This window comes from Chryseobacterium sp. MEBOG06, from assembly GCF_021869765.1.
GTDB lineage: Bacteria > Bacteroidota > Bacteroidia > Flavobacteriales > Weeksellaceae > Chryseobacterium.
Genome location: NZ_CP084580.1, coordinates 997,764 through 1,023,778 on the forward strand (window position 1 = coordinate 997,764; position 26,015 = coordinate 1,023,778).

The 26,015-nt window shown below is 36.4% G+C and carries 21 protein-coding genes; 8 read left to right on the top strand and 13 right to left on the bottom strand.

The window, feature by feature from the left end; all coding sequences use genetic code 11:
- Positions 1-199: 199 nt before the first annotated feature.
- The 3 genes from asnB to LF887_RS04640 all read right to left on the bottom strand — a co-directional run bounded on the left by asnB (position 200) and on the right by LF887_RS04640 (position 5,264).
- A complete protein-coding gene (gene asnB, locus LF887_RS04630; RefSeq protein ID WP_236857633.1) occupies positions 200-1,885 on the bottom strand; it encodes an asparagine synthase B in 1,686 nt (561 codons plus the stop codon).
- Positions 1,886-2,205: 320 nt separating this feature from the next.
- Complete coding sequence (locus LF887_RS04635) at positions 2,206-3,873, bottom strand: GLPGLI family protein (RefSeq protein ID WP_236857634.1); 1,668 nt, start codon at positions 3,871-3,873, stop codon at positions 2,206-2,208.
- Positions 3,874-4,058: 185 nt separating this feature from the next.
- Entirely contained in the window at positions 4,059-5,264 is a 1,206-nt protein-coding gene (locus LF887_RS04640) for an RsmB/NOP family class I SAM-dependent RNA methyltransferase (protein WP_236857635.1), read from the bottom strand.
- Between the two features lie 282 nt (positions 5,265-5,546).
- Here LF887_RS04640 and LF887_RS04645 point away from each other — a divergent pair, with 282 nt between their 5' ends.
- Positions 5,547-5,891, top strand: a complete 345-nt coding sequence (locus LF887_RS04645; RefSeq protein WP_236857636.1) for a zinc ribbon domain-containing protein YjdM — start codon at positions 5,547-5,549, stop codon at positions 5,889-5,891.
- A 418-nt stretch (positions 5,892-6,309) separates the two neighbouring features.
- Here the strand turns inward: LF887_RS04645 and LF887_RS04650 are convergent, their stop codons facing one another.
- Positions 6,310-7,254: a sulfate/molybdate ABC transporter ATP-binding protein gene (locus LF887_RS04650; protein WP_236857637.1), complete on the bottom strand. Its 945-nt coding sequence runs from the start codon at positions 7,252-7,254 to the stop codon at positions 6,310-6,312.
- Positions 7,255-7,329: 75 nt separating this feature from the next.
- Here LF887_RS04650 and LF887_RS04655 point away from each other — a divergent pair, with 75 nt between their 5' ends.
- A complete protein-coding gene (locus LF887_RS04655; protein ID WP_236857638.1) occupies positions 7,330-7,989 on the top strand; it encodes a YceI family protein in 660 nt (219 codons plus the stop codon).
- A gap of 128 nt (positions 7,990-8,117) precedes the next feature.
- Entirely contained in the window at positions 8,118-9,128 is a 1,011-nt protein-coding gene (pheS, locus tag LF887_RS04660) for a phenylalanine--tRNA ligase subunit alpha (RefSeq protein ID WP_236857639.1), read from the top strand.
- Between the two features lie 286 nt (positions 9,129-9,414).
- On the opposite strand, the gene LF887_RS04665 is transcribed toward pheS, so the two are convergent.
- Positions 9,415-10,185 carry a DUF3108 domain-containing protein gene (locus LF887_RS04665; RefSeq protein ID WP_236857640.1) on the bottom strand — a complete coding sequence of 257 codons (771 nt, stop codon included), beginning with the start codon at positions 10,183-10,185 and terminating at the stop codon, positions 9,415-9,417.
- Between the two features lie 150 nt (positions 10,186-10,335).
- Between LF887_RS04665 and LF887_RS04670 the strand changes: the two genes are divergently transcribed.
- Both LF887_RS04670 and LF887_RS04675 read left to right on the top strand, forming a co-directional pair.
- Positions 10,336-11,391: an NAD(P)/FAD-dependent oxidoreductase gene (locus LF887_RS04670; RefSeq protein WP_236857641.1), complete on the top strand. Its 1,056-nt coding sequence runs from the start codon at positions 10,336-10,338 to the stop codon at positions 11,389-11,391.
- A gap of 12 nt (positions 11,392-11,403) precedes the next feature.
- The gene (locus LF887_RS04675) at positions 11,404-11,733 is read left to right on the top strand and encodes a 2Fe-2S iron-sulfur cluster-binding protein (RefSeq protein WP_236857642.1); all 330 of its coding nucleotides are present in this window, start codon (positions 11,404-11,406) and stop codon (positions 11,731-11,733) included.
- Positions 11,734-11,797: 64 nt separating this feature from the next.
- Here LF887_RS04675 and LF887_RS04680 read toward each other — a convergent pair whose 3' ends face one another.
- The 5 genes from LF887_RS04680 to LF887_RS04700 all read right to left on the bottom strand — a co-directional run bounded on the left by LF887_RS04680 (position 11,798) and on the right by LF887_RS04700 (position 17,384).
- The gene (locus LF887_RS04680; protein ID WP_236857643.1) at positions 11,798-13,948 is read right to left on the bottom strand and encodes a prolyl oligopeptidase family serine peptidase; all 2,151 of its coding nucleotides are present in this window, start codon (positions 13,946-13,948) and stop codon (positions 11,798-11,800) included.
- A gap of 107 nt (positions 13,949-14,055) precedes the next feature.
- Positions 14,056-14,637, bottom strand: coding sequence for a TIGR00730 family Rossman fold protein (locus LF887_RS04685; RefSeq protein ID WP_236857644.1), 582 nt, complete (start codon positions 14,635-14,637; stop codon positions 14,056-14,058).
- A gap of 81 nt (positions 14,638-14,718) precedes the next feature.
- Entirely contained in the window at positions 14,719-16,161 is a 1,443-nt protein-coding gene (locus LF887_RS04690) for an aminoacyl-histidine dipeptidase (protein ID WP_236857645.1), read from the bottom strand.
- Between the two features lie 102 nt (positions 16,162-16,263).
- Positions 16,264-16,755, bottom strand: a complete 492-nt coding sequence (locus tag LF887_RS04695; protein WP_236857646.1) for a hypothetical protein — start codon at positions 16,753-16,755, stop codon at positions 16,264-16,266.
- A gap of 23 nt (positions 16,756-16,778) precedes the next feature.
- Entirely contained in the window at positions 16,779-17,384 is a 606-nt protein-coding gene (locus tag LF887_RS04700) for a hypothetical protein (protein WP_236857647.1), read from the bottom strand.
- Positions 17,385-17,710: 326 nt separating this feature from the next.
- Between LF887_RS04700 and recR the strand changes: the two genes are divergently transcribed.
- Positions 17,711-18,322, top strand: coding sequence for a recombination mediator RecR (gene recR / locus LF887_RS04705; RefSeq protein ID WP_236857648.1), 612 nt, complete (start codon positions 17,711-17,713; stop codon positions 18,320-18,322).
- On the top strand, positions 18,318-19,157 hold the full coding sequence (locus LF887_RS04710) for a glycosyltransferase family 2 protein (protein ID WP_236859470.1): 840 nt from the start codon (positions 18,318-18,320) through the stop codon (positions 19,155-19,157). The genes recR and LF887_RS04710 overlap by 5 nt, the downstream gene beginning before the upstream one ends.
- Positions 19,158-19,208: 51 nt before the next feature.
- Here the strand turns inward: LF887_RS04710 and secG are convergent, their stop codons facing one another.
- From secG to LF887_RS04725, 3 genes are all read right to left on the bottom strand, one after another.
- Positions 19,209-19,565 (bottom strand): preprotein translocase subunit SecG, encoded by a 357-nt coding sequence (secG, locus tag LF887_RS04715; RefSeq protein WP_236857649.1) that lies wholly within the window; start codon positions 19,563-19,565, stop codon positions 19,209-19,211.
- Between the two features lie 400 nt (positions 19,566-19,965).
- Positions 19,966-21,996, bottom strand: a complete 2,031-nt coding sequence (locus tag LF887_RS04720; RefSeq protein WP_236857650.1) for a M16 family metallopeptidase — start codon at positions 21,994-21,996, stop codon at positions 19,966-19,968.
- 8 nt (positions 21,997-22,004) lie between these two features.
- Positions 22,005-23,318, bottom strand: coding sequence for a M16 family metallopeptidase (locus tag LF887_RS04725; RefSeq protein WP_236857651.1), 1,314 nt, complete (start codon positions 23,316-23,318; stop codon positions 22,005-22,007).
- Between the two features lie 188 nt (positions 23,319-23,506).
- On the opposite strand from LF887_RS04725, the gene LF887_RS04730 reads away from it, so the two are divergent.
- Entirely contained in the window at positions 23,507-25,837 is a 2,331-nt protein-coding gene (locus LF887_RS04730) for an ATP-dependent helicase (protein WP_236857652.1), read from the top strand.
- Positions 25,838-26,015: the final 178 nt, after the last annotated feature.

Genomic DNA, 26,015 nt, shown 5'->3' on the forward strand with positions numbered 1-26,015 from the left:
AAATCCTGTATTGCTACAGGATTAATAATTATTATACTGAAAGTTAGCTCTCGGACAGGCCTGAAACAATATTCAGATATTGAAAATGAAAAGGTGACACATCATTTTAAGCATTAAGATTTAAACCTTGAATGTCAATAGTGAATTTACTGTTAACGATTGATCATCCCATTTTCATTTTCGCTTTCGTTTTCAATTTTTAACTCTCCATTTTCAACTCATAAGAAGTTTCATGCACCTTTACCGCTCTTCCGCTGGGATCGTTCATCTTTTTGAATGCTTCATCCCATTCTAAAGCGGTAGGAGTGGAGCAGGCTACTGAAGGTACAGAAGGTACGGTGGCAGCAGAGGTTTCACTTGGGAAATGTTCTTCAAAAATAGTTCTGTATCGGTATTCCTCCTTATTTTGAGGAGTGTTTAGCGGGAATCTGAATCTGGCGTTGGCCATCATTTCATCGCTTACTTCTTTTTCTGCGACTTCTTTTAAAGTGTCAATCCATGAATAGCCTACACCGTCTGAAAACTGTTCCTTTTGTCTCCATACAATAGATTCGGGAAGGAGATCTTTAAAGGCTTTTCTCAATATCCATTTTTCAATTTTTCCTTCTTCAGCACTGATCATTTTATCTTGTGGATTAATGGTCATGGCAATATCCATAAACTCTTTATCCAGAAACGGAACTCTGCCTTCAATTCCCCAGCTCATCAGGGCTTTGTTTGCCCTTAAGCAGTCATAAAGATGTAGTTTTCCTAATTTTCTTACGGTCTCATCATGAAATTCTCTGGCATCAGGAGCTTTATGGAAATATAAATATCCTCCGAATAACTCATCAGCACCTTCTCCGGAAAGGACCATTTTGATTCCCATTGATTTGATCACCCTTGCCAGAAGATACATCGGGGTAGATGCTCGGACGGTAGTTACATCATAGGTTTCCAGATGATAAATGACATCGCGTATAGCATCCAGCCCTTCCTGAACGGTAAAGTTAACTTCATGGTGTACAGATCCTATATGTCTGGCTGCCTTTTGTGCTGCTGCCAGATCCGGTGATCCTGCAAGACCTACTGCGAAACTGTGAAGTCTTGGGTACCACGCTTCCTGAGTGTCTCCACTTTCAACTCTCTGTCTTGCAAATTTTGCAGTAATTGCCGAGATTACTGAAGAATCCAGCCCTCCTGAAAGTAAAACTCCATAAGGTACATCACTCATCAATTGTCTGTGGACAGCATCTTCAAGGCCTTTTCTTAATGCTGAAATATCGGTTTCGCTATCTTTTACGTGATCAAAACTTTCCCATTGTCTGGTATACCATTGCTGAAGTTCAATACCATCTCTGCTGTACACAAGATGCCCGGGAAGAAATGTCTCAATTGTTCTGCAAACACCTTCCAGGGCTTTAAGCTCGGAGGCAACGTAATAGTTTCCGTGTTTGTCCCAACCCTGATAAAGCGGGCAGATTCCCATATGATCACGTGCGATCAGATAAACATCATTTTCGGTGTCGTATAATGCGAAAGCGAAAATTCCGTTCAGCTTTTCAACAAAGTTTTTTCCGTATTTTCTATAGAGTGCCAGAATAACTTCACAGTCAGACTGAGTCTGGAACTCATAATCTGTAAATTCTTTTTTTAATTCACTATGGTTATAGATTTCACCGTTTACGGCTAATACTACTTTTCCGTCTTTTGTAAATAAAGGCTGTTTTCCTGAGGTAGGGTCTACAATGGCTAGTCTTTCGTGAGAAAAGATTACTTTTTCATCCTGAAAAACACCACTCCAATCCGGTCCTCTATGACGGATTTTTTTTGACATTTCCAAAACCTGAGGTCTTATTATTTCAGTTTTCTGTTTGGCGTCAAATAAACATACAATTCCACACATATTCTTATTATTTATGAAACAAAAGTAGAACGGACGTTTATAAATAACAATGAAAAATGTTTAAAATAGAATTTTATTAATTAAATAGTTGTTTTTGAAGAAAAATATTAACTATTTATATCAATTATGATGATTTTGATTGATTTTTTTCGCCGCACTTATATTAGTGTTATTTCTATACAAAATAAAAATGACATATTTATTAATGTATGGTAATTTATTATACAAATATTAACCCTTACTTTGTGGCTCGAAATAATTTTTTTTCATCATTTGTGTTTTTACCTTCTTGCAATTCTCATGCAAGAAGGTTTTGTTTTTTATTGGATCCCAAGCAGAGTTCCCGAAACATTCCATGAGCTGAAACTTGTTCCTTCTGTAGGACCTTGTGGAATCTTTATCTGGATGGTATGTTTTCCGGCTTTTAAATCTCCAAGAGGAATCAAATTGGGATTGGTAACCGTTCCAGGGCACCAGTTTGACCTGCTGAGATCTGACGATGAAAGTCCGTCCTGAAAGTTCCCTGAAGCAGGGTTGTATAATCGGTATGAGCCGCAGTCTGTTCTCCATGGTAAAAATGAAAATACAGATTGCCCATCTATAAAAATAGAATTCATTTTGGGAACGAATTCATCTCCGTTTTCCCAGCCTCCATGTCCCGTAGTTGTATATCTTAGCTGAGCATTTTTCAGATCTTTCTTTAAAGTGAAGTCCATGAAAAGGCCCTTTTGCTGATTGAACATTGTAGAGTAGTCCTGCCCGGCCATTTCCATAATATTCAAAGTATTGAATAAGGGGATAGCCACATTGTTTTTATAAACATTCTGGTCGCTTTTATGAATCGTAACTTCAAGGCTGACTCTATGACCTCCTTTATCATAGTTTCCGATAAATGTACCCACCCAAAGTTCTTTTCCGGATAAAGAGGGTTTTAATTCTGTGATGTCCTGCCGGTAAGGACTGATGGTCTGCCAGTTTTTTCCCTTAAGCTGAATATGGTTGAACTGCTGGATTCCAAATGCGGTAAAGAACCGCATCATTTCCGTGGCAGGGGTATAATTTTCTGTGGCAGTTACTCCAAAGTATTGTTTCCCGTTTCCATTTTCGAAGACCGGAAGTGTTTTTGCTCCTTTTTCAAGTCCGTCAAAAAATGACTGTTCTTTATCCTGCGGAATGAAAAATACAGTTCCTGTTCTGTCATAAGCATCTCCATTGGATTGCTGTTTCAGTTCTACAAAAATATTTTCCCCTTCTGTGATAGTAGGGAATTTTACTTTTTTAAGAATAATAGTTCCGTTAGCATATCTTTTTATCTGATCATCGGATTTGGAAGCATCAGAGAAATTGATCGTTTCATTTTCAAAAATGCTTAGTGTTGTGAATCTGCTTTTCCATAGAAGATCTTTGTATCCCAGCTGATCAGTAGTCTGGATGGTACCTTTTATAATATTTTCTATTCCGGTGTTTTTAATCTTTTTTATTGAGCTGGCGGTAATTAAAGAGTTTTTATTTCTCTCCACCTCCAGAACAAGTCCTAAATTCTGCCCAAGGACTGATGGCCCGCCCTGCAGTTTCAGATCATTCGTATACCAGATTTCAATGGTGTTGGAATTTACCTTGGTAATTGCCTTTTTACAGGTATATCCTAAAATTTTCTTTGTTTCATTGGTAAGCTCAAAATTCTGCTTTCCTACAGATTCTTTATCTGCGGCAGAAATAATAGATCCGGGTTTTAAAAAAGCGTAAGAAACAATAGTGTTTCCGGGTTTCTCCACTTTGGTGATTTCAAAAGGGTAACTGCTTTTTTGTTCTTTAATGGTAGTGCTTAAAATGTAATTTTCTTTTTCGTCAGCCCAAACTATTGTGGAAGGCTGATCTGATAGTAGCTTCCCGTTATACGAGCTGCTATATTGAATTTCATAGGTCTGTGCAGAAAACAGACAGAATAAGAAAACAGCCAGAAAATTGAAGACAGTTCTTGTATGCATATAAATGAGTTTACTGCAAAGTTATCTTAACTTTTCACAGCATCAAAACAGGTTAATCTATATAATAAGTAGACAACCTAATTGAATTGTTACAAAAAATGTTACAAAAACTTTTTTCCGGATGTATTCATAAAAAAGACTACTCTAAAAATAGAGCAGTCTTTGTATGTTATATTGTATTAAGATTAAGAAACTCTCTCAATCAAAGCCATATAGAATCCGTCATACCCTTCACTTGGCATTACTTTCTGATCCTTGATCATTCTGAATCCAGGATTGTTTTTGATGAATTCTTCTACCTGCAGATTATTTTCAGAAGGAAGAATAGAGCAGGTAGCATATACCATTTGTCCTCCTTTTTTCAACATTTTAGAATAATCCTGAAGAATCTGTTGCTGCTCTTTTTTAATTCTGTCGATAAAAGCCTGATCGATTTTCCATTTACTATCAGGATTTCTTTTTAAAACTCCCAGACCAGAACATGGCGCATCAATCAATAGTCTGTCAGCTTTTTCATGAAGACGTTTGATTACTTTATTATCAGAAATCATACGGGTTTCAATATTGTGAGCTCCGGCTCTTTTAGCACGGCGTTTCAGCTCTGCCAATTTCCACTCGAAAATATCCAGTGCGATGATCTGTCCTTTGTTTTGCATTAATGCTGCAAGGTGGAGTGTTTTTCCACCCGCTCCTGCACATGCGTCTACTACTCTCTGGCCTTCTTTTACATCCAGGAAGTATCCGATTTTTTGTGATGAAGCATCCTGTACTTCAAATAATCCCTCTTTAAAGGCTGTTGTTAAGAAAACGTTCTTTTTTTCTTCCAACTGAACAGCATCAGGATAATTTTTAATTGAGAAGGCTGTTACTCCTTCATCTGAAAGGTCAGAGATCAGTTCTCTTGTTGTGGTTTTTAAAGAATTTGCTCTTAAAACTGTAGGAGCCTGCTCGTTTAAGGCAAGCATTTCTCTTTCCCAGCTGGCACCTAGTTCTTTTTCCAGTGTTTCAGCTAGCCATTCAGGTATAGAATGCTCGATAGCTTTGGTAGGCACTGTATTTTTTTTAAGTTTAGTAAGAATGTCCGCAATTTTGATTCCGTCAAATTCTTCAAACTTTTTATAATTGGTTTTGCTCCAAAGAAGGTAAGCAATGATAAGTTTATAGATGTTGTTAGGTTTTACCCCTTCTCCCATATAATACTCAATACGTTTCTTCCAACGGATAATATTGTAGAAAATTTCAGAAACAACAGCTCTGTCCTGGCTTCCCCATTTTCTATTAGCTTTTAAAAGTCTTTCAATTACTTTATCCGCATATTTATTTTTTTCGAAAAAGGTTTCCTGTAAAGCATCGTGAATTCCGATCGCTAAGTTTCTGTGAATAAGTTCCATAAATTTGCTTCGCTGTTTTGAATCTGCAAAAATACGAATTAAAGTTGAGAGTTTGGGATTTGGAGTAGGAGAGTTTGATAATAGGAGGATTAGAAGGGGAAATTGAACGTGGAAAATTGAGCGTTTAAAGTTTAAAATTCAAAATAGAGATTGATTAGTCTGAATAATAAAAGCTGCTGATTTTGCCGTTTCAGTCTCTTGTTCCGTATTTTCATTTCCGGTTCTTCGCCTTGCTCTTGACTCTATCATGCAAAAAGCTCTACCTTTGTAAAAAATAAAAATATGAGTGATACAGTACTTTGTCCGAAATGCAGCTCTGAGTTTACTTACCCAAGCGATAATATGATGGTATGTTCTCAGTGTTTCTACGAATGGAATCCTGAAGAAGCAGTTTCTGAAGCAGCAAGCGAAGGAAAGATAGTAGATTCTAACGGAAATGAACTTCAGGATGGGGATTCTGTAGTGGTTGTTAAAGACCTTCCGGTAAAAGGAGCACCAAAACCAGTAAAAGCAGGTACTAAAGTGAAAAATATCCGTTTAAGACCCGGAAGTGACCATAATATAGACTGTAAAATTGACGGTTTTGGAGCAATGGCTTTAAAATCGGAATTTGTAAAAAAGGCATAATATAACAGATCTTTAACTACAACATTTAGCCTTTAAAGGCTGACCGATTGTTAAAGATTGTTTGACATAAATGCATAAGAAAAGGAAAAAATTGGACAGTGTAATCTTTCAAAAGACTTAATTGCAAAACTGCTAATGTCCGTCCGGAAGGCAGAAAGAGAATTAACCAAAAATTTCCTTATGCTGTAGAAGTACAAATGTAAGAAAAAGTTTGATAACAATTTCTTATGTTTGTATTTTTTTTATGGATAAGTATAAGTAAATCTATAGGTTATGTTTTTCTTTAAGGCAGGAAAAGGCGAGGGATGCTGAAGAAATTAAGCTGTAAAGTTGTCAAAAATAAATGATAAATTTACTTTTTACTCTACATATTATCTGTTATATGATCATCATCAATGCTGCACTAAAATTATACAGATTATGAGTTCTGAACAAAGGAGATTTTAATAGTTCCTTCCAGCTTGTTATCAGTATAAATAACAAGTTCTTTTCCCTTCGCAATAAGTTTATTCCAATAATAATTTCCTCCGAATCTACTTTCCAGAACTTCTGCTTCAATTCCGGTTTCCGTTATTTTTATTTCTTTAGGATAATAGGAAAACTTAGAAAGCTGAAAATCCGCTGCTTCAGATTCATTGAAAATATTCACTTCTCCGAATAATTTGGCAACGTATGAGTTGTAAGGTTTTCGGTAGGTTTCTTCCGGGCTGTCATTCTGTATCAATCTTCCGTTTTGAAGAATAACAATCTGATCCAGCCATGGCATGATATCCTGAATTTCATGTGTGGATATAATCAGAGAGATCTGATGCTCCTTTACATATCGGAAAAGTCGTTCTCTAAGTTCAATTTTTCTCGGGAAATCCAGATTACTGAAAGGTTCATCCAGAATAAGCAGTTTCGGTAATACAGAAAGCGCTCTTGCGATGGCTACTCTTTGTTGTTGTCCACCACTTAAATACTTGGGAAGTACGTGGGCAAATTCCTGAAGTCCTACCACTTCAAGAAGTTCCATTACGGTTTCTCTTTTTTGCTTTAGATTGATATTTGAAATAAATTTCCCTACATTTTCTGCAACGGTAGCATACGGCATAAGATCAAAATTCTGTGCTACAAATTTCATCTCTGCTTCTCCGGGAACAAGATTTCCTTTAGGCCCCAAAAGTTTTCTTCCGTTAAAAATAATCTCTCCGCTCTCCCAGTCAAGAAGACCATAGACCAGACTCAGCAGGGTAGATTTTCCGCATCCGCTTTCTCCTGCCAGGGCAATGATTTTGTTTTCCTCAAATCTTAGATTAAGGTTCTGAAACAGGGGTTTATCTTGATTGTGAGAGAAAAATAAATTGTTTATTTCTAGTAGCATATTACAAATGTAAGGTTTTTATGAAAACACAATTTTTTTTATTATATTAGCGGAAGTAATAAAAATAAATCAAAAATGAGAAAAAAGCTGTTTTCATTAGCAATTCCTGCTTTATTTGTTGCTGCCGTAATGGTTTCTTGTAAAAAAGATAAACCGCTTAGCAGTGAAAGTAACGAGGTAGTGACTACCAAAGATGGTAGCCAGTACAGTTTGGATACGCTAAACAGTAAGGTTGAATGGAAAGGATATAAAGTATTTAAATCTGAAAATACGAGCCACTTTGGAACAATCAGATTTGAAAGCGGAGATGTGACCGTGAAAGACGGAAAACTGGAAAGCGGAAAATTTGTTGCTGATATGAACTCCTTAACTTCTGTAGATTTGAAAGACAGTCCGGAAGATATGGGAAAACTAAATGGACACCTTAAAAGTGGTGACTTCTTTGAAGTTGAAAAATTCCCGACAGCTTCTTATGAAATTACAAAAGTTACCCCAGCCACAGAAGGAGATTATAATACTATTTTAGATGGGAATTTAACTATTAAAGGAATTACAAAACCAGTTCAGTTTAAGGCTAATGTATCTGTGAAAGAAGGAGAAGTAAGTGTAGCTACTGAGCCAAAGGATATTAAAAGAGAAGAGTTTGGAGTGAAATTCCAGGCTCCTGCTGAAAACGGGGTCATTAAAGATGAGGTAACTCTTCAGATCAACGTTAAAGCTTTAGAGAAGAAATAATTTTTTTATTTAAGTGAAATAAGTGATTGAAGTCTGCCTCCCGAAAAAGAGGCAGATTTTTTTATGACTCAATTAATTATTAAACTTAAAAGTCGTATTTTTGCAAAACATTTTGAAAGGGTAAAATAATGATAGAAAAGATAGAAGAACTACTGATCGAAGTAAACGGCTTCAATGCTAGCTCTAAGGAAGATATCGAAAACTTCCGAATCAAGTACAACGGTAAAAAAGGGGTTCTGAATGATTTTTTTGAAAAATTTAAAGAAGTTCCTAACGACCAGAAGAAAGAATTCGGACAGAAGATCAATACTTTGAAGCAAGCAGTTGCTGTAAAATTAGAAGATTTGAAAAATACTTCTGCATCTTCTGTTGTCTTAGAAAAAGAAGATCTTACGAGACCTGCTTTTCCATTGGAATTAGGCTCAAGACATCCAATCAACCTGGTTAAAAACAGAATTATTGAAATCTTTAAATCAATTGGCTTTGCAGTAGCAGATGGCCCTGAGATTGAAGATGACTGGCATAACTTTACTGCGCTGAACCTTCCGGAATACCACCCGGCAAGAGATATGCAGGATACGTTCTTTATTGAGCAGAATCCGGATATTCTTTTGAGAACGCATACATCTTCTGTACAAACTCGTTTTATGGAAGAAAATCAGCCGCCAATCAGGATTTTATCTCCGGGAAGAGTTTTCAGAAATGAAGCAATCTCTTCACGTTCTCACTGTATTTTCCATCAGATTGAAGGATTATATATTGATGAGAACGTAAGTTTTGCAGATCTTAAGCAGACCATTCAGTTCTTTACAACAGAGCTCTTCGGAAAGTCTAAAATCAGAATGAGACCATCATTCTTCCCATTTACAGAGCCAAGTGCTGAAATTGATGTGTATTGGGGACTGAACTCAGAAACAGACTATAGAATCACGAAAGGAACAGGCTGGCTTGAAATTATGGGCTGTGGAATGGTAGATCCTGCCGTACTGAAAAACGTGAATATAGATGCTGAAAAATATTCGGGATATGCATTCGGAATGGGAATTGAAAGAATTACAATGCTTCTTTACCAGATGAGTGACATCAGAATGTTCTTTGAAAATGATATCAGAACACTGGAACAGTTCAAAACATTATAAAAAATAAACCTCCGGAGCTCCGGAGGTTTTTGTTTTTAATTACTGACCTAAGAAACAAAACGTAACTAAAAACGGAATTTTATTGAAAAATTTACACGTGTCTGTTTCTTATGTCCATACTTCTTCAGGTATGCCAGAGGCATTCTAATGAGGTATTGACATACTGCAGTCTCCTCAACTGCTTCTATAATAAAGACAAGTAGTGCGTTGATTTTATTACATCCAAAATAAAAAATGTCTGCAAAAAACTTTACAGACATTTTTGATTTTTTTTAAATCTATACGCTTACTTGGTAAACTTTAAAGGATATTTTACGTTTTTATAATCATCAATACTTGCTTTTAACGAACCGACAGCCAGTTCAGCCTTTAGCAGCATCGGAAGATGATTGGCATCGTTGGACACCCACATGGTAACTCCTTCTTTTTCTTTAAATACTCTTCCGCTTTTTACTGAAGGGATAATTTTCAGGCAGTTGATGGTACCGAACTTAGTTTTTAAGTTTTCTGTTCCTACCACTTTTAGCTGAAAAGGAAACATTTCATCGTCTATCCATACATTCATATTGATAATGGTTCCTGTTTTTAGTTCATCCGGGCTCTTGCTCCTTAAATAGTAAAAGCATGAAAGCATATCCTGCACCCCTTTTACAGATTTTAAGACCTTAGAACCATTGGCCGGTGTTTTTTTATCTGTTAAAATCAAAGTATTGTTATCGTGATTGAAAACGGTTTCAAGGTGCTGGCGGTAACTTCCTTCCCGTACATCTCTTACATAAAAACTTGGCAACCCCGTTTCTGTATTGATGAAACTTTCATAGAGGTCTTCTACTTTGAAGAATGCTTTTACAGCCCCCGTAGTCTGCCCTGTACCTTTTACATAGAGATGGGGAACTCCTTTATAATTGGTCTTTTGAGTCGTCAGATTGGCTGTTCCGGCATTTAGAAAGCCATAATGGATTCTCAGGGTGATGGACTCTCCATCTGCGATGTTATCAATCTGGGCTGAGCCGAAAAAGAATATTAATAGGGCAAAGAGGTTTAAAAATTTCTTCATAACAAGACATTTACAAAAACATTGCCAAATTTAAAATCTTAATTGATAGATATTTGACAAATCTCAGGTTTTTATTTAGAATCAATTAAATATGCGTAGCATTAAAATTAGTAAATTTGCAGTTACATGTATAATTAAATTATCTAAATTATGATAACCACTGATATATTGATCATAGGTGCAGGTCCTACAGGACTTTTTGCAGTTTTTGAAGCAGGACTTTTAAAAATGAAGTGCCATATTATTGATGCGCTTCCACAACCGGGAGGTCAATTGGCTGAACTTTATCCTAAAAAACCTATTTTTGATATTCCAGGGTATCCTTCAGTGAACGCTGGAGAATTGGTGGATAATTTAATGGAGCAGATCAAACAGTTCCAGCCTGGGTTTACTTTAGGAGAAACTGCTGTTTCTTATACAAAGGTTGATGATGAGTGGTTTGAAGTGATCACAAACAAAGGTACCGTTCACAGATGTAAAGCTATTGCCATTGCCGGAGGATTGGGAACTTTTGAACCGAGAAAGCCTACTTTCGAAAATGTAGCTGATTATGAAGAAAAAGGTCTTGAATATTTCGTTAAAGAACCTGAACATTTCAGAAACAAAAGAGTAGTGATCGCCGGAGGTGGAGATTCTGCATTGGACTGGAGTGTTTTCCTTTCTAATGTTGCAAGTGAAGTGACATTGATCCACAGAAGAAATGAGTTCAGAGGAGCTTTGGATTCTGTAGAGAAAGTTCAGGATCTTAAAAACCAGGGAAAAATCAAATTAATTACTCCTGCTGAAGTTACAGGTATTAAAGGTGACGGAAAAGTAGAAGCAATTACAGTACAAAAAGACGGTGAAGAGGCATACGACATTGAAACAGATTACTTTATTCCTTTATTCGGACTGACTCCAAAGCTGGGTGAGATCGGAAACTGGGGATTAAACATCGAGAAAAATGCAATCGTTGTAAACAATGCTCTAGATTATCAGACAAATATTGATGGTATTTATGCTATCGGAGATATTAATACATATCCTGGAAAACTTAAATTAATTCTTTGTGGTTTCCACGAAGCTACTTTAATGTGTCAGAGTGTTTACAACAGACTAAACCCGGGTAAAAAATTCGTATTAAAATATACAACAGTAAGCGGGGTAGACGGATTTGACGGAAGCCGTAAAGAAGCAGAGAAGGCTGTTGTGAAAAAAATTGACTAATTTTGCAGAATTATGTCAGATATTAATATTAAAATCACCGATAGAGAAGGTGTAACCCACGATGTTGTGGCTCCAACGGATATGTCCATGAACTTAATGGAGATTATTCGTGCTTATGAATTGGCAGAAGAAGGTACTATTGGTGTATGTGGAGGAATGGCGATGTGCGCTTCATGCCAGGTTTATGTAGTGAATGATCCTGGTCTGGAACCTATGGGAGATGAAGAGGATGCCATGCTTGCTGAAGCTTTCCACGTGAAAGATAACAGCAGATTGGGCTGCCAGTTGCATATTGCAGATCAAATGGAGGGCCTTGAAGTGGCAATTGCTCCTTATCCTTAGAAAATATTTTTTAATCTTAATAAAAGCCCGTCTGGATTTTCCGGACGGGCTTTGTTTTTGCGGATTATTTATTGACCGGCTGAAACTTAGGATGTCCTATCTGCCACAATGCAAAGGCAAAAATATCAGAATATTCTTTGAATACTACATCCAGATCATTTGTAAAATGACCGTTTTCGTAGTTAACATATAATAAAACGGGCTTTCCGGAGGCAGTACTGTTTTGTAATGCAGCAGCCAGTTTCGCAGGTTCCCACGGCGTAATTCTGGAATCATTCATTCCGGTACGTACAATGACAGCCGGATATTTTACTCCTTTTTTTATTTTGCTTTGAGCATCCATTTCAATGAGATACTTAATATCTTCAGGATCTTTTAGGCTTCCGACTTCAGGAATCTGGTTAGCACCATTGGCTGAATTCTGTGAGCGGAGGACATTTGTCATTCCTACTTCAGCAATAGCTACGGCATATAAATCCGGTCTCTCAGTGATAGCTCTTCCAATAAGAACCCCTCCCATACTAGCTCCGTTTCCAATGAGTTTTGAAGGAGAAGTATATTTTTGATTAATGAGATATTCTGAACAGGCGATAAAATCTTTCCATGTATTAGGTTTATTGACCTTCATTCCTCCAGTATGCCAGTTCTCACCTTTTTCGCCTCCTCCTCTTACATGTGCAATTGCAAGTACAGCTCCCTGTTCCAGCAATGCAACCAGCCTGTTGGAAAAGCGGGGGGTAGAAGAAATTCCATAGCCACCGTATCCGGTGATATAAGCAGGATTATTACCATCCATTTTTATATTTTTAGGATAAATGATAGAAAGTGGAACCATTGTTCCATCATGGCTTTTCACTTCTATTTCTTTTACTTCATACAATTTGTTATAATCTGGGTAATGGCTGCTGCCATTGAAATATTTGCTTTTTACAACTTTCTCATTTTGAGGATTATATTCGTATGCTGTAGCTGGAGTAAGCCAATTGCTGTTATAGCATTGCAGATGGTCATTTTCCCTTGAATTGAGCGGATTCGAATTATTTACTCCATCATGCAGCGGAACTTTTTTTACCGTTGATGTTTTAAGATCAATCTGATATTTATCCTGGGTAATACCATTGCTCAATGAATAGTATAAATAATTTTTAGAGTTGTTCATAGACCTGATTACATCATTGCTTTCAGGAATAATAATTTTTGCGTGATCAAAATCAGGATTAGATAAACTTGTTACCCCTATTTTGTAATTTGGTGCCTTTTTGTGGCTGAGAAAATAAAGCTGATCTCCATTGATAAAGGTTTGGGTGATCTCGTCAGAAGCTTTTACAATTTGTTTCCATGGTGTCTTTTTATCTTTTATTGAAGAATAAGGTGCATAGAATTGTGGATTTTCAGATTTTGTAGAACCAATGTTTAACACGATATATTGATAATCTTCAGAAAAATGAACCATCGGAAATTGCTCTGTTAGTATATTGAGCCCAGGATATTCTTCCTTTGATGCCAATACAATATCTTTATCAGGATGAGTACCAATCTGATGCAGCATTGCTTTCATCTCTTTCAGCAGCATATTGCTATTTGGATCCCCGGTACTCATTTTGGTATAAATGATAGACTTGTCATCAGGAGTAAACTCAAAGTTGAATTCACTCCAGATAGGGCTAAGTGCATCATCCAGTATTTTATTTGTTTTTAAGTCTAAAATTCTGAGCTCACAAATTTCACCACCCGACTTGGATAGCAATATTGCTATTTGATTTCCTTTAGAATCTATTGAGAAATTAGTGATCTGTGAATCTTTTTTATATGTTTCCGGATCAAAAATCAAAGTTTCTTTTCCTGTAGAAAGATTTCTTTGATAGAGCTTGGAAAGTTTTTCTTTTTTTTGAGTCTTTACATAGAAGTAAATATTTCCTCTCTGTCTTGCATAGCTGTAAGAATCACCACCCATTTCCTGGATCTGTTTCATGCTGTTATAGAGCACATCACGATTGGTAATTTTATCAATAATAGTATGGCTGTAATCTGACTGAGCTTTGAACCAATTTTTTACTTCAGGACTTTTCAGGTCTTCCAGCCATTGGTAGTTATCAGTTATTTTTGTTCCAAAATAATCATCTGTTACTGGTTTTTCCGGAGTTTTAGGATAATTATATTGAGCAAAAGCGAGCTGGCTTAAAAATAAACTGCCTGATAAAAATATACTTTTCATCTTTATTATTTCTTTAGATGGTGATAACTTCATAGCTGCAAATTTACTAAAGTTAGGTTATCAAAAAGATAAGCTTTATAAAAAAAATTGAGTACTTCTTTCTATTATTAAAGTTTATCTTTAGAAATCACCTTCCAAACAGTAGGTGCCTCATAATTTTTCATTTTTTCCAACAAATCATCAATGCTTTCACTGATCAGCAGCATGTCTTTATTGACTTGTTTTAAAAATCCTTTATCTACCATAGTTTGAATCAGTTTGATCAGATCATCATAAAATCCGTCAATATTCAATATCCCAATTGGTTTTTTGTGAAGACCAAGCTGTGCCCAGGTTATCATTTCAAAGAACTCCTCCAAGGTTCCGTATCCACCGGGAAGAACGATCACGCCATCACAAAGGTCGTTCATTTTTGTCTTCCTTTCGTGCATGGTTTCTACAATGATAAGCTCAGTAAGGTTTTTATGAGCAATTTCTTTAGACTGCAGAAAGTGGGGAAGAACTCCAATTACCTTTCCATTTTCACTTAAGACTCCATTGGCTACTGTCCCCATCAGACCGGTTTCTGAACCACCATAAATAAGTTGGATATTTTGTTTTGCCAGGGTTTGTCCAAGCAAAAAAGTCTGTTCTTCATAGATTTTATCAGACCCGAAACTTGAGCCACAAAATACTGTTATACTTTTCATTATTTTAAATTAAGGTTTAAAAAATTAAAAATATCCAAAATCAAAAGACTTTGGATATTCATATATAGTAATTTTAATTTCCTATTTCTGCGGAATGTTCGCTAAAATATCCTTTAAGAAACTCCAGAATTTCTGAGCAGAAGGGATATTGGCTTTCTCTTCAGGAGAGTGTGCTCCTCTGATGGTTGGGCCGAAGCTTACCATTTCCATTTCAGGATAGTTGGCTCCGATGATACCGCATTCAAGACCTGCGTGGCACGCTACTACATGAGGTTTCTCATTGAATTTTTCTGTGTAGATCTTTTCCATAACCTTTACAATTTCAGAACCTGGTTTTGGTTTCCATCCCGGATAAGAACCGCTGAATTCAACGTTCATTCCTGCTAATTCTGCTACAGATTTTAACTGTTCTGCTGTAGAATATTTAGATGAATCTACTGATGATCTTGTAAGGTTTAATATTTTAAGCCCACCTTCTTTCAACTCAACTCTTGCAACATTATTGGAAGCTTCTACAAGATCAGCCACATCCGGGCTCATTCTGTAAACTCCGTTATGAAGAGCTTTCAGTGTAAGAATGATTTTCTTTGAATCAGCTTCAGAAACTGCTTTGTCAGATGAAGTAGAGCTTTCGATATTGATTTGAATTCCCGGTTCCACAGAAGCGAATTCTTCTAAAATTTCTTTTTTAAGAGCAGTTGCTTCTGCAATGAATTCATGAGCATTTCTTACAGAGACCACTGCAGCAGCTTCTCTGGGAATTGCATTTCTCAATCCGCCGCCGTCGATAGAAATCAATTCAATATTTTGTTGATCAAGACCTTTGTAAAGAAGTCTTCCCAAAATGATGTTTGAGTTTCCAAAACCTTTATGGATATCCATTCCGGAGTGACCTCCCTGAAGACCTTTTACTTCAATTCTCACCACTTGCCCCTTTGAAGATTCAGTGGTATAACTTTGAGTGATAGTAACGTCTACTCCTCCTGCACAACCGATATCAATTTCGTCATCTTCTTCAGTATCAAGGTTCAATAGTATTTGTCCGGTTAGCTGCCCTGGTTTTAAACCGATAGCTCCTGTCATTCCCGTTTCTTCATCAATTGTGAATAACGCTTCAAGAGCAGGGTGTGGAATATCTGAACTTTCAAGAATGGACATGATAGTAGCCACTCCCAAACCGTTGTCGGCTCCCAAAGTAGTTCCTTTTGCTTTTACCCAGTCTCCATCAATTTCCATTTTGATTCCTTCTGTTTCAAAATCAAAATTGACATCATTGTTTTTCTGGCAAACCATATCTAAGTGTGACTGAAGCACAATAGATTTACGGTTTTCCATTCCTGTGGTAGCAGGTTTTTTAATAATTACATTTCCTACTTCATCTACAGTAGTTTCAAGTCCTAAATCCTCACCAAATCCTTTGATGAAAGCAATTACTTTTTCCTCTTTTTTTGATGGTCTTGGAACTGCATTTAATTTGGAGAAGTTTTTCCAGATTATTTGCGGTTCTATGTTAGATAATTCCATTGAATTTTATTTTTCTCAAATTTACGAAATAAAAATGCTTCCGTAGAATACAGAAGCATTTTTTGTAGGTATAAAAAGACAAAGGAAGGTAATCAGTAATTTTTAACATCCACATTCTCCATAGATTGGAGTTGTGAAAATAGTACCATCCGTTTTTTCGATGGTAAGAGTTCCTTCAAAAAGCAGGGCTTCTTCGCCTTTTATTTTTTTACCTTTTACAGAAATCTTGTAATCACCATTTTCTATTTCTTTGGTAAGTACTTCATCTACTTCCATATCACTTGATGAGATAAGATTCATAGCCAGTCTCTTACCGTCGAGCATCATGTAGGCTGTTTTTCCAGCATCATCTGCATAGATGTATCTCTCGTTTTCAAAATCGGCTTTGCTGATCGCAAAATAACATGAGCATTCCTTAATTTCTTTTGGGAAAGGAATAGTTCCTACTAAAATATTTCCTGAAGCATGTCCTGCTGCCACAGAATCTTTAGCAATATTCAAAGAATCAATAGGGGCAGAACCTGAAGTGGTTTCTTTCTCCTTTTTGCAGGCTACCAATAGAAATGCTGAAAATAAAATGATTAGGTATTTCATTGTATGGTGGTTTTATTTATTTTTTAACCTCTTGCTCTTTCCAGTAATGTCATCATTAATAAAGAAAGGATCACCAGGCTTTCCTCTTCGTCATCAATGTCAATCACTCTGTCCAGCTGGAATCTTCTTCCGAAGAATGAAGGCATTTTTTTTAATTTGAAATAAGTCTTTCCGTCAATTCCTGTTACAGTGTAAGAAGGATTAAGGAAATAACCTGTAAACATTCCAATGATAGGAAGTTCGCCAACAAAGCTGTCCCAGAATCGTACCCAGGCATTGTCTTCCTGAATTTTAAACTTAGGCTGATCATTGGAATCCAATACATCATAGCTTGCTTTCCAGATAGAACGCATTCCTTTTCTGGCTAATCTTCCAAAGTTTTTATTGCCAATAATATCATTTAAAGAATATGATGCATTGAAATCTATCCATTGGTTTGCTCTGATTCTGAAAAGCTCCTTTGATTTACTTTCGTCATTGAAAACAATAACATCTTCTTTCAGCTTGAACATTTTCTGACGAACATAGGCTACATAATTCCCGTTTTTGTCTGTAATGTTGAAGTCACTTGCTAATGTAGTGATTTTGAATTTGAAATCCAGAGGATAATTAAGGTTGTTAAGTGCCATTTAGTTTATTTTTTTCATATTTAATTTAAGCGGCAAAGATAAATGTTTTTTTTATAGCGAAAGACCGGTTTTATACGGTAATACATTATTGTCCTAAAATGAGGCTTTATAAGAGAGGTTGAAAATTGAAAGAGGAAGTTGAAAATTTAAGGGAGAAATATACATCAGTAAATCAATGTTTTTACTGTTGATCACTTAGCATTATTATTTAAATCCACATTTCTCATATTACCATTCGCAATTCTCAATTCTCAATTTTTCACTTTCAACTTTCAATTTTCCATTCCCAAACTGTTTCCTCAACTATAATTCTTATTTTTGTACTTATGGATTACCCAAGTAAAGTATTGGCAAAGGCGGTGGATGAAATTTCGGGACTGCCCGGGATTGGGAGAAAAACAGCTTTGAGGCTGGCGTTACATTTATTGAAACAGCCTAACTCCAGAGCGGTAAGTCTTGGAAATTCCCTGATTAACCTAGTCAATGAAATAAAATACTGTAAAGAATGTCATAATTTTTCTGATTTTGATATTTGTGAAATATGCAGCAATGAAAAGAGAAATGGTGAACTGATCTGTATCGTAGAAGATGTGAGAGACGTCATTGCTATAGAGAACACAGGAAAGTATACCGGAAGATATCTTATTCTGGGTGGCAAAATCTCTCCAATGGAAGGGGTAGGACCTGGCCAGCTGAATATTCCAAGTATTGAAAGGAAGCTAAATGAGGGACATGTGAAGGAATTTATTTTTGCTTTAAGTGCCACTATGGAAGGAGATACAACAGCATACTATATTTACAAAAAATTTAAAAGTTTTAATGTGAATTTTTCGAGTATTGCAAGAGGCATTTCAGTAGGTGATGAATTGGAGTATGCTGATGAAATTTCTTTAGGAAGATCTATTATCAACAGATTGCCGTACAACGAAAAAGATTAATATGAAGCTGTCCATTATTATTGTTAATTATAATGTTACCCAACTGCTCAGAAATTGTCTTTTATCTATTCAGAAATATATAAAAGATATAGACTATGAAGTGGTTGTCATTGATAATGCTTCTACCGACAGCTCGTGGGGAGATCTTATCCCGGAGTTTCCTAAAGTGCGTTTTATATCTTCCAAAATAAACGGTGGTTTTTCAAGGGCAAATAATCACGCTATACAGACTGCAGCTGGAGAATATCTGCTTCTTTTAAACCCTGATACCGAACTGGAAGGGTACTATATGGAGGAGCTTCTGGATTTTGCTGATTCTGAGCCTGATTTCGGATGTATGGGAGTGAGGATGCACGACGCAAAAGGAAATTTTCTGCCTGAAAGCAAACGGTCAGTACCTGATATGTTCAATTCATTTGAAAAACTGTTTACCAATTTTAAAAAGAATAATTCTAAGTCGTATTATAGAAATGATTTAGAAGAAGATGTTGTAACGGAGGTGGATGTGATTACAGGTGCATTTCTATTGGCCAGAAAAGAGGTCTACGAAAAAATCGGCGGGCTGGATGAAGCTTACTTTATGTATGGAGAAGATATTGATCTTTGCTACACTTTTCTAAGAAGTGGTTATAAGAACTTTTATTACGGTAAGGTTTCCATTCTTCATCATAAAGGAGAAAGTACGGTGAGGGATGAAGTGTATCTGGGGAGGTTTTATGGAGCTATGCAGATCTTTATTGATAAATATTATAAAGAAACAAAGCCCATGCAGTATTCATTTTTGAAAGCAGGATTAAAACTCCGCCATCAGATTGAAAAGATAAGATTAAAATAAAAAAGCAACTCAATTTGAGTTGCTTTTGTTTTATATAAGATGGTATTCTTCTTATTTTGCCGGTGCTGCAGGAGCTGATACCGGAGTAGTTGTGGTTGTAGAAGAAGCTGGAGCAGACTGTTTTGCAGGAGCTTCTTTCTTCGCCGGTTGCTGAGCTGGGGCTACCTGTGAAGGTTTACCAGTGATTACAACGCTTATAAGAATAAGAACGATGATAGTTCCCCCTAGAGTCCATGTTGCTTTTTCCATGAAATCATTGGTTCTCTGTACTCCGAACTGTGCAGATGATGCACCTCCGAATGTACTGGAAAGGCCTCCTCCTTTTGGGTTTTGAGCCATAACAATAATCACCAATAAAACACTGGCAATCATAATAAGAACCATCAATAGTGTAAATATAGTATCCATTAATTCTGATATCTTTTTGAATGGGCAAATTTAATCTTTTTTTACTGAACGACAAAAAAAGATGCAGGTAAATATAGATTAAGTGCAAAAGTTTAAAGATCAGACAATGATTTTAAGCTAAAAACAAGGGTGTATGATAAAAAAATAAGCTTTTTATGGCTTCCGGAATTTTAAAACAATTTTAGCTTGTTGCCGGGAATGTGCTCCTAAAGGTGATTCAGGCATCTGAAATGATTCTAAAATGCTAATAAATTGTATCGCAGATGAAATTTTTGTACCTACCCAAAGCGTTTTTCTACAAACTTTTGCTTAATTTATAAAATCAGGGGTAGAGAAAAATTTAATGTAAAAAAAATGCCAACTCAGAGTTGAGTCGGCATTTCTATAAAAAGAATTGTCTTTATTGAAAATCAGAATCTTTTGCCTGGTTAATCAAACAAGACTGTACTGCGAGATTGATTTCCATTCCACCCATATTCTGGATCATAGTGAACGGAAATTTCACCCCTGAAACCTCTTTGTAATCAGCGAAGCTGGTAGGAATAGATCCTCCTTCTCCAACTTTTACTTCTCCGGTTTTCAAGCCTGTTTTTACACTGTAGTAATAGGTTTGTTTCGGACCTTTCACTACATAAGAATCTTCATTGTTATATTTTTCAATACCTGCTAATTTCAGCTCTGTTGATTTTGCAAAAGTAAGCTCAGGGAAAAGTTCCGGCTCAGCCATTTCTGCTTTTTGCTTATCGTTCAGAGGAGTTTTATTTCCTTGCGTTACTGCATAACCGTCTTTACCATCAAAAACAATTTTCTGAATGTTATTACCCATCATTTTCATATCTAAAGCCATTTTTCCGCCTTTAGCCTGAATCAGTTTCATGGTCATATCCATTCCCTGAATTTTGGTAGTGGCATCTCTGGTAATAGAGGTTACTTTTTGAACAGCTGCCAGCCCTCCGATAGCATTGATGTATTTATCTGCTACAGAACCGATACTTACACTGGCATCTGCTTTTTGAACAGAAGGTTTACCTACAGGATTTGCTTCTTTATCAAAGTATTTTACCGGATATCCTAATTTTTCAAGCCCTTCAGAAATGTCAGAAGCTTTTCCTGCAACGAAGATTCTGCTTTGATTGGGAAGGATTGTAGTTTTTACAGCATTGGAAACATCTGCAGAAGTTACCTTATCAATAGATTTCAGATAATTGGTATAAAAATCGGCAGGCAGATCCTGTATTTTTTGATTCAATGCAAATCTTGCAATAGTTTCAGGCTTCTCTAAAGACATGATGAAAGCGCCTTTCAGTTTGGCTTTAGCATTTGCCAGTTCTTCAGGTTTTACCGTAGAAATTGCATTAAGTTCATTGATTAATTCCTGAATGGCTTTATCAGTAACCTCATTTCTCACACTTGTATCTGCAGAGAACTCAGGAGAATATTTGCTGGCGCTCATTGTGGAATAAGCTCCATAGGTAAATCCGTTTTTTTCTCTCAGATTCATGAAAAGTCTGGCTTCACCTCCGCCACCAAGAATATAATTGGCAATGGTTGCAGGGAAGTAATTCGGATCTTTCATTTTAAGTGTATTCAGATTGCTTACTGATAATACAGACTGCACTGCTGAAGGAACATCTACGACATCAATCTCTGTTTTCGCTACATTAGATGCGGGCTCTAATGCTGCAAATTTTGTGTTTGACTTTTTCCAGTTTCCAAAAGCCTTTTCTATTAATGGTTTTACCTGATCGAATTTTACATCTCCAACAATTATTAAATAAGCATTGTCAGGAACATAATATTTATTGTAAATATTCTGAACATCTGCCAGTTGTATTTTGTTGATCGTTTCTATAGTTTCAAATTCTCCTCTCGATGTATTTTTACCATACATTAACGCATTTGATACTTTTGCAGCGATAGACGAGGCATTTTTCTCATCAGATTTTAAGCCCTCAATTGTTCTTTCTTTTGCATTTTGAATTTCTTCAGCAGAAAACTTAGGGTTCACAATCGCATCAGCCATAAGCCCCAATACTTCAGGGAAATATTTCGAAAGAGAATTGGAAGATGCTCCATTAGAACTAAAACTAAGATTAGCTCCTAAAAAGTCTATTTTTTTATTAAAATCATCCTTGCTCAGATGAGTGGTTCCATTATCAAGCTGGCTGGCCATGATCTCACTTACTCCGGCAATATTTCCTTCATAATAAGGAGGTCTGTCCATGGAAAGAGTGGTATTTACTCTTGGCAGTTTGTTGTTTTCAACAACCATTACAGTAAGGCCGTTGCTTAGCTGGAAAGTTTTTGGCTTGGCAATATTGATCGCAGGAGTAGCCCCTGGTTTCGGCATTGCATTAAGGTCAATTTTTTGGGCAGAGAGCATTCCTGCAAATAAAAATGCCGCTGCTATATAGGTGAATTGCTTTTTCATGGGTAAGATTATTTTTTCTCAGGAACGTAGTTAATAATGATTCTTTGGTTAGGATTCAGATACTTTTTAGCAGCATTCTGCAAATCCTGTCTTGTGATAGATCTGTAAATGTCGATTTCCTTATTGATAAGATTTGTATTTCCCATCAATACATGATTGGTTGCCAAAGAAGCCGCAATTCCCTGAATACTTGAGTTTTGGTTGACAAACTGATTTTCAAACTGGTTTTGAAGCTTTTGATAATCCTCTTCGGAAATAAGAGTAGTCTGAAGTTTTTTAATTTCAGCATCAATATCAGTCTGAAGGGTCTGCTTAGTAGTCTGTCCCATCGGAATGGCAAAGAAGGCGAAAATACTGTAATCTTCAAGCCCCTGATTGAATGCAGCTACCTGAAGTGCTTTTTTCTCCTGATCAACTAATTTTTTATAAAGTACAGATGATTTTCCGTTGCTTAAATAAGAAGAAAGCATATCCAGAACATAGGCATCTTTCTCTTTGTTCGCTGGTGTTCTGTATGCGAAGACATAGGCAGGAAGCTGAATGTTCGGGTCAGTTGCCGTTACTTCTTTTTCCTGAGTAATAGGAGCGTCTTTAGGAAAATCTTTCGGGTAAATAGTACCTTTCGGAATACCACCGTAATATTCTTCAATCCATTTTTTAGTCTGTTCAGTCTTAATATCTCCTGCTACCACCAAAGTTGCATTGTTTGGAACATAATATTTTTTATAAAATGCCTGGAATTCTTCAAGCTTTGCAGAATTAAGATCTTCCATAGAACCGATGGTTGGCCAGTTGTACGGGTGATTGGTAAACAGGTTTTTCTGGATAGTAGGGAAAAGATTTCCATAAGGCTGATTATCCATTCTCAATCTCTTTTCTTCTTTTACTACCTCTCTCTGAGTATCTACACCAATCTGGTTGATTTCCGCATGACGCATTCTTTCAGCTTCCATCCACAGTCCGAGTTGCTCGTTATTGGAAGGGAAAGTCTCATAGTAATACGTTCTGTCATTAGTAGTGTTAGCATTATTTTGTCCTCCGTTTGATGAAACGATCTTGAACCATTCTCCTCTTTTTATGTTTGGAGTACCTTCAAATAAGAGGTGTTCAAAAAAGTGTGCAAAGCCGGTTCTTCCCTTTACTTCATCCTTGGCACCTACATGGTACATTACCCCGGTGGTAACTACCGGAGCGGAGTTATCTTGATGAAGAATTACATGAAGACCATTGGGAAGGTCATACTCTTCAAATTTAATTTGCTGTGCATTTAGCATGAGTCCGAAGAAAGACACAGCAGCAGAAGAAAGAAGTCGCTTTTTCATAAAATTAGAAATTGTTTGGTCAATTAGTAAGAAAAGTGAATTAAATGTTACAAATACTTTAAAATTTAGTAACATCCAACTATGGACCCTCGACCAGAATACTACCTCTAATATCCAACTTCCTTAATCAAAATTTGATTTCTCCTCTGAATACATTAATTTTGTGTTTCCAAAATTTTTTTTGCAGTATGGACTACCTGAAAGGACTCAATGAATCACAATATGAAGCCGTTACCTCTTTACAAGGCCCTCTGATGGTACTTGCGGGTGCGGGTTCCGGAAAAACACGTGTGCTTACAATGCGTATTGCCCACCTTATCCATAACGGAATAGATCCTTTCAATATCCTGGCGCTTACCTTTACCAACAAAGCAGCACGGGAAATGAAAGACCGTATTGCAAAAGTAGTAGGAGAGAGCAATTCAAGAAGCCTTTGGATGGGAACATTTCACTCGGTTTTTGCAAGAATACTAAGAATTGAAGCCCATTATTTAGGATATCCTTCTAATTTTACCATCTACGATCAACAGGATGCTTTGAACGTGATCAAAAAAGTACTGAAGGATATGAATATCGATGCTGATCTTTATAAACCTAAAAAAGTTCAGGCGAGAATTTCAACCTATAAGAACAACCTGATTACAGTAAAAGCATATTTCAACAACCCTGAACTGATGGAAGCGGATGAAAAGGCAAATATGAAATTTATTGGCCAGATCTACCAGAGATATGTAGATGCATGTTTCAGAAACGGTTCCATGGATTTTGATGATCTTTTGTTAAAAACAAATGAATTATTAACCCGTTTTCCGGAAGTACTGGCAAAATATCAGGACAGATTCAGATACATCATGGTGGATGAGTACCAGGATACCAACCACTCACAATATCTGATTGTAAAGGCTCTGGCCTCTAAGTTTGAGAATCTTTGCGTGGTAGGTGATGATGCCCAGTCCATCTATTCTTTCCGTGGTGCAAATATCCATAATATCTTAAACTTTAAAAAAGACTATACTGACGCAAAAACAGTGTCTTTGGAACAGAACTACCGTTCTACTCAGAATATCGTCAATGCGGCCAATGTAGTTATCGCAAAAAATTTACAGCAGTTTAAGAAGAATGTATTCAGTGATAACGAAGAAGGGGATAAGATAAAGATTTACCGCTCACTTTCTGATGCTGATGAAGCCAACTTTGTAGCCGGAAATATCTGGGAACTTCGTAACCGTGATCAGAGAAAGTACAGTGATTTTGCTATTTTATACAGAACAAACTCTCAGACCAGAGCATTTGAAGATGCTTTGAGACGCAAAAATATTCCGTATAAAGTATATGGAGGACTTTCTTTCTACCAAAGAAAAGAAGTAAAAGACTTAATCGGGTACCTTCGTCTTCTGATCAATGAAAACGATTCTGAAGCGCTGATGAGAATTATCAATTATCCTACAAGGGGAATTGGAGAAACGACACAGAATAAACTGATTGTTTTTGCCGATGCACACAATATTGCGGTATCAAAAGTTTTAGATAATCTTCCAATGTATGCTCCACAGCTGGGCTTAAACAATGGCGTTTTAAATAAACTGAACGACTTTTGGTCCATGATAAAAGCATTCCAGGTATTGCTTAAAACTGAAACGGCTTACAGTGTTGCAATGGAAGTAGCTAAACGAAGCGGTTTAATCAAATTCCTTAAAGATGATCAGACGCCCGAAGGAGTTTCCAGAGTAGAGAACGTTCAGGAATTGATGAACTCTATGCAGGGATTCATTGAAGAACAGATGCAGCTGGAGGATGGAGATGCAAGCCTTTCCAATTTCCTTGAGAATATTGCCCTTTCTGCAGATACTCAGGATAAGAATCTGGGAGATGATATGGTTTCATTGATGACTATTCACCTTTCAAAAGGATTGGAATTCCCGGTGGTACATCTGGTGGGACTTGAAGAAAATCTTTTCCCAAGTTTTATGAGTTCAGCAACCAGGGAAGATCTGGAAGAAGAAAGAAGACTTTTCTATGTTGCATTAACCAGAGCTGAAAAGCAGGTGTTCTTCTCATATGCTGTTTCCCGTTTCCAATGGGGGAAAATTACTGATGCAGAACCTTCAAGATTCTTAAGTGAAATTGATGATGAATATATTGAATTCCTTAATCCTGTACTGGAAAAGAGATTTATCAATAATGCCGGTGTAAAATCCAATATTTTTGATGAACACCCTTCTGAAATGAAAAGTTTCAAAAAGGTTGAGAAAAAAACGATTGAAAGGGGAGATAGTTCAAAACCGGCGCCGGAACAAAGAAAGCTGAAACCGGTAAGCACTGCCAAAATTATCAATCCAAGCGGAGCTTCTTCTCAGGATATTGAGGTAGGCGATAAAGTAAGGCATGATCGTTTCGGAATAGGAGAAGTTAGTTTTCTGGACGGAACTGACCCTCAGAATATCAAAGCAAAGGTTATTTTTATCCATGAAGGTGAGAAAAATCTGATTTTAAAATATGCTAAACTGACCAAGATTTAGACTTTTAAACGTATAAAATACAAAACGGATTCAATTTTTGAGTCCGTTTTTTTGTGTGTTAAAATTTCTGAAAATAACTTTATAATTAGTATTTTTAATAAGGGAATAGAAATAAACAATTAACATCTTTTATAAAAATTATAGTCTATTGATATTGTAGACTAATAAATATATTTTA

Excerpts from the sequence above, each read along its gene's own strand:
- asnB (WP_236857633.1), bottom strand. The coding sequence starts at position 1,885 with ATGTGTGGAATTGTATGTTTATTTGACGCCAAACAGAAAACTGAAATA.
- LF887_RS04635 (WP_236857634.1), bottom strand. The coding sequence starts at position 3,873 with ATGCATACAAGAACTGTCTTCAATTTTCTGGCTGTTTTCTTATTCTGT.
- LF887_RS04640 (WP_236857635.1), bottom strand. The coding sequence starts at position 5,264 with ATGGAACTTATTCACAGAAACTTAGCGATCGGAATTCACGATGCTTTA.
- LF887_RS04645 (WP_236857636.1), top strand. The coding sequence starts at position 5,547 with ATGAGTGATACAGTACTTTGTCCGAAATGCAGCTCTGAGTTTACTTAC.
- LF887_RS04650 (WP_236857637.1), bottom strand. The coding sequence starts at position 7,254 with ATGCTACTAGAAATAAACAATTTATTTTTCTCTCACAATCAAGATAAA.
- LF887_RS04655 (WP_236857638.1), top strand. The coding sequence starts at position 7,330 with ATGAGAAAAAAGCTGTTTTCATTAGCAATTCCTGCTTTATTTGTTGCT.
- pheS (WP_236857639.1), top strand. The coding sequence starts at position 8,118 with ATGATAGAAAAGATAGAAGAACTACTGATCGAAGTAAACGGCTTCAAT.
- LF887_RS04665 (WP_236857640.1), bottom strand. The coding sequence starts at position 10,185 with ATGAAGAAATTTTTAAACCTCTTTGCCCTATTAATATTCTTTTTCGGC.
- LF887_RS04670 (WP_236857641.1), top strand. The coding sequence starts at position 10,336 with ATGATAACCACTGATATATTGATCATAGGTGCAGGTCCTACAGGACTT.
- LF887_RS04675 (WP_236857642.1), top strand. The coding sequence starts at position 11,404 with ATGTCAGATATTAATATTAAAATCACCGATAGAGAAGGTGTAACCCAC.
- LF887_RS04680 (WP_236857643.1), bottom strand. The coding sequence starts at position 13,948 with ATGAAAAGTATATTTTTATCAGGCAGTTTATTTTTAAGCCAGCTCGCT.
- LF887_RS04685 (WP_236857644.1), bottom strand. The coding sequence starts at position 14,637 with ATGAAAAGTATAACAGTATTTTGTGGCTCAAGTTTCGGGTCTGATAAA.
- LF887_RS04690 (WP_236857645.1), bottom strand. The coding sequence starts at position 16,161 with ATGGAATTATCTAACATAGAACCGCAAATAATCTGGAAAAACTTCTCC.
- LF887_RS04695 (WP_236857646.1), bottom strand. The coding sequence starts at position 16,755 with ATGAAATACCTAATCATTTTATTTTCAGCATTTCTATTGGTAGCCTGC.
- LF887_RS04700 (WP_236857647.1), bottom strand. The coding sequence starts at position 17,384 with ATGGCACTTAACAACCTTAATTATCCTCTGGATTTCAAATTCAAAATC.
- recR (WP_236857648.1), top strand. The coding sequence starts at position 17,711 with ATGGATTACCCAAGTAAAGTATTGGCAAAGGCGGTGGATGAAATTTCG.
- secG (WP_236857649.1), bottom strand. The coding sequence starts at position 19,565 with ATGGATACTATATTTACACTATTGATGGTTCTTATTATGATTGCCAGT.
- LF887_RS04720 (WP_236857650.1), bottom strand. The coding sequence starts at position 21,996 with ATGAAAAAGCAATTCACCTATATAGCAGCGGCATTTTTATTTGCAGGA.
- LF887_RS04725 (WP_236857651.1), bottom strand. The coding sequence starts at position 23,318 with ATGAAAAAGCGACTTCTTTCTTCTGCTGCTGTGTCTTTCTTCGGACTC.
- LF887_RS04730 (WP_236857652.1), top strand. The coding sequence starts at position 23,507 with ATGGACTACCTGAAAGGACTCAATGAATCACAATATGAAGCCGTTACC.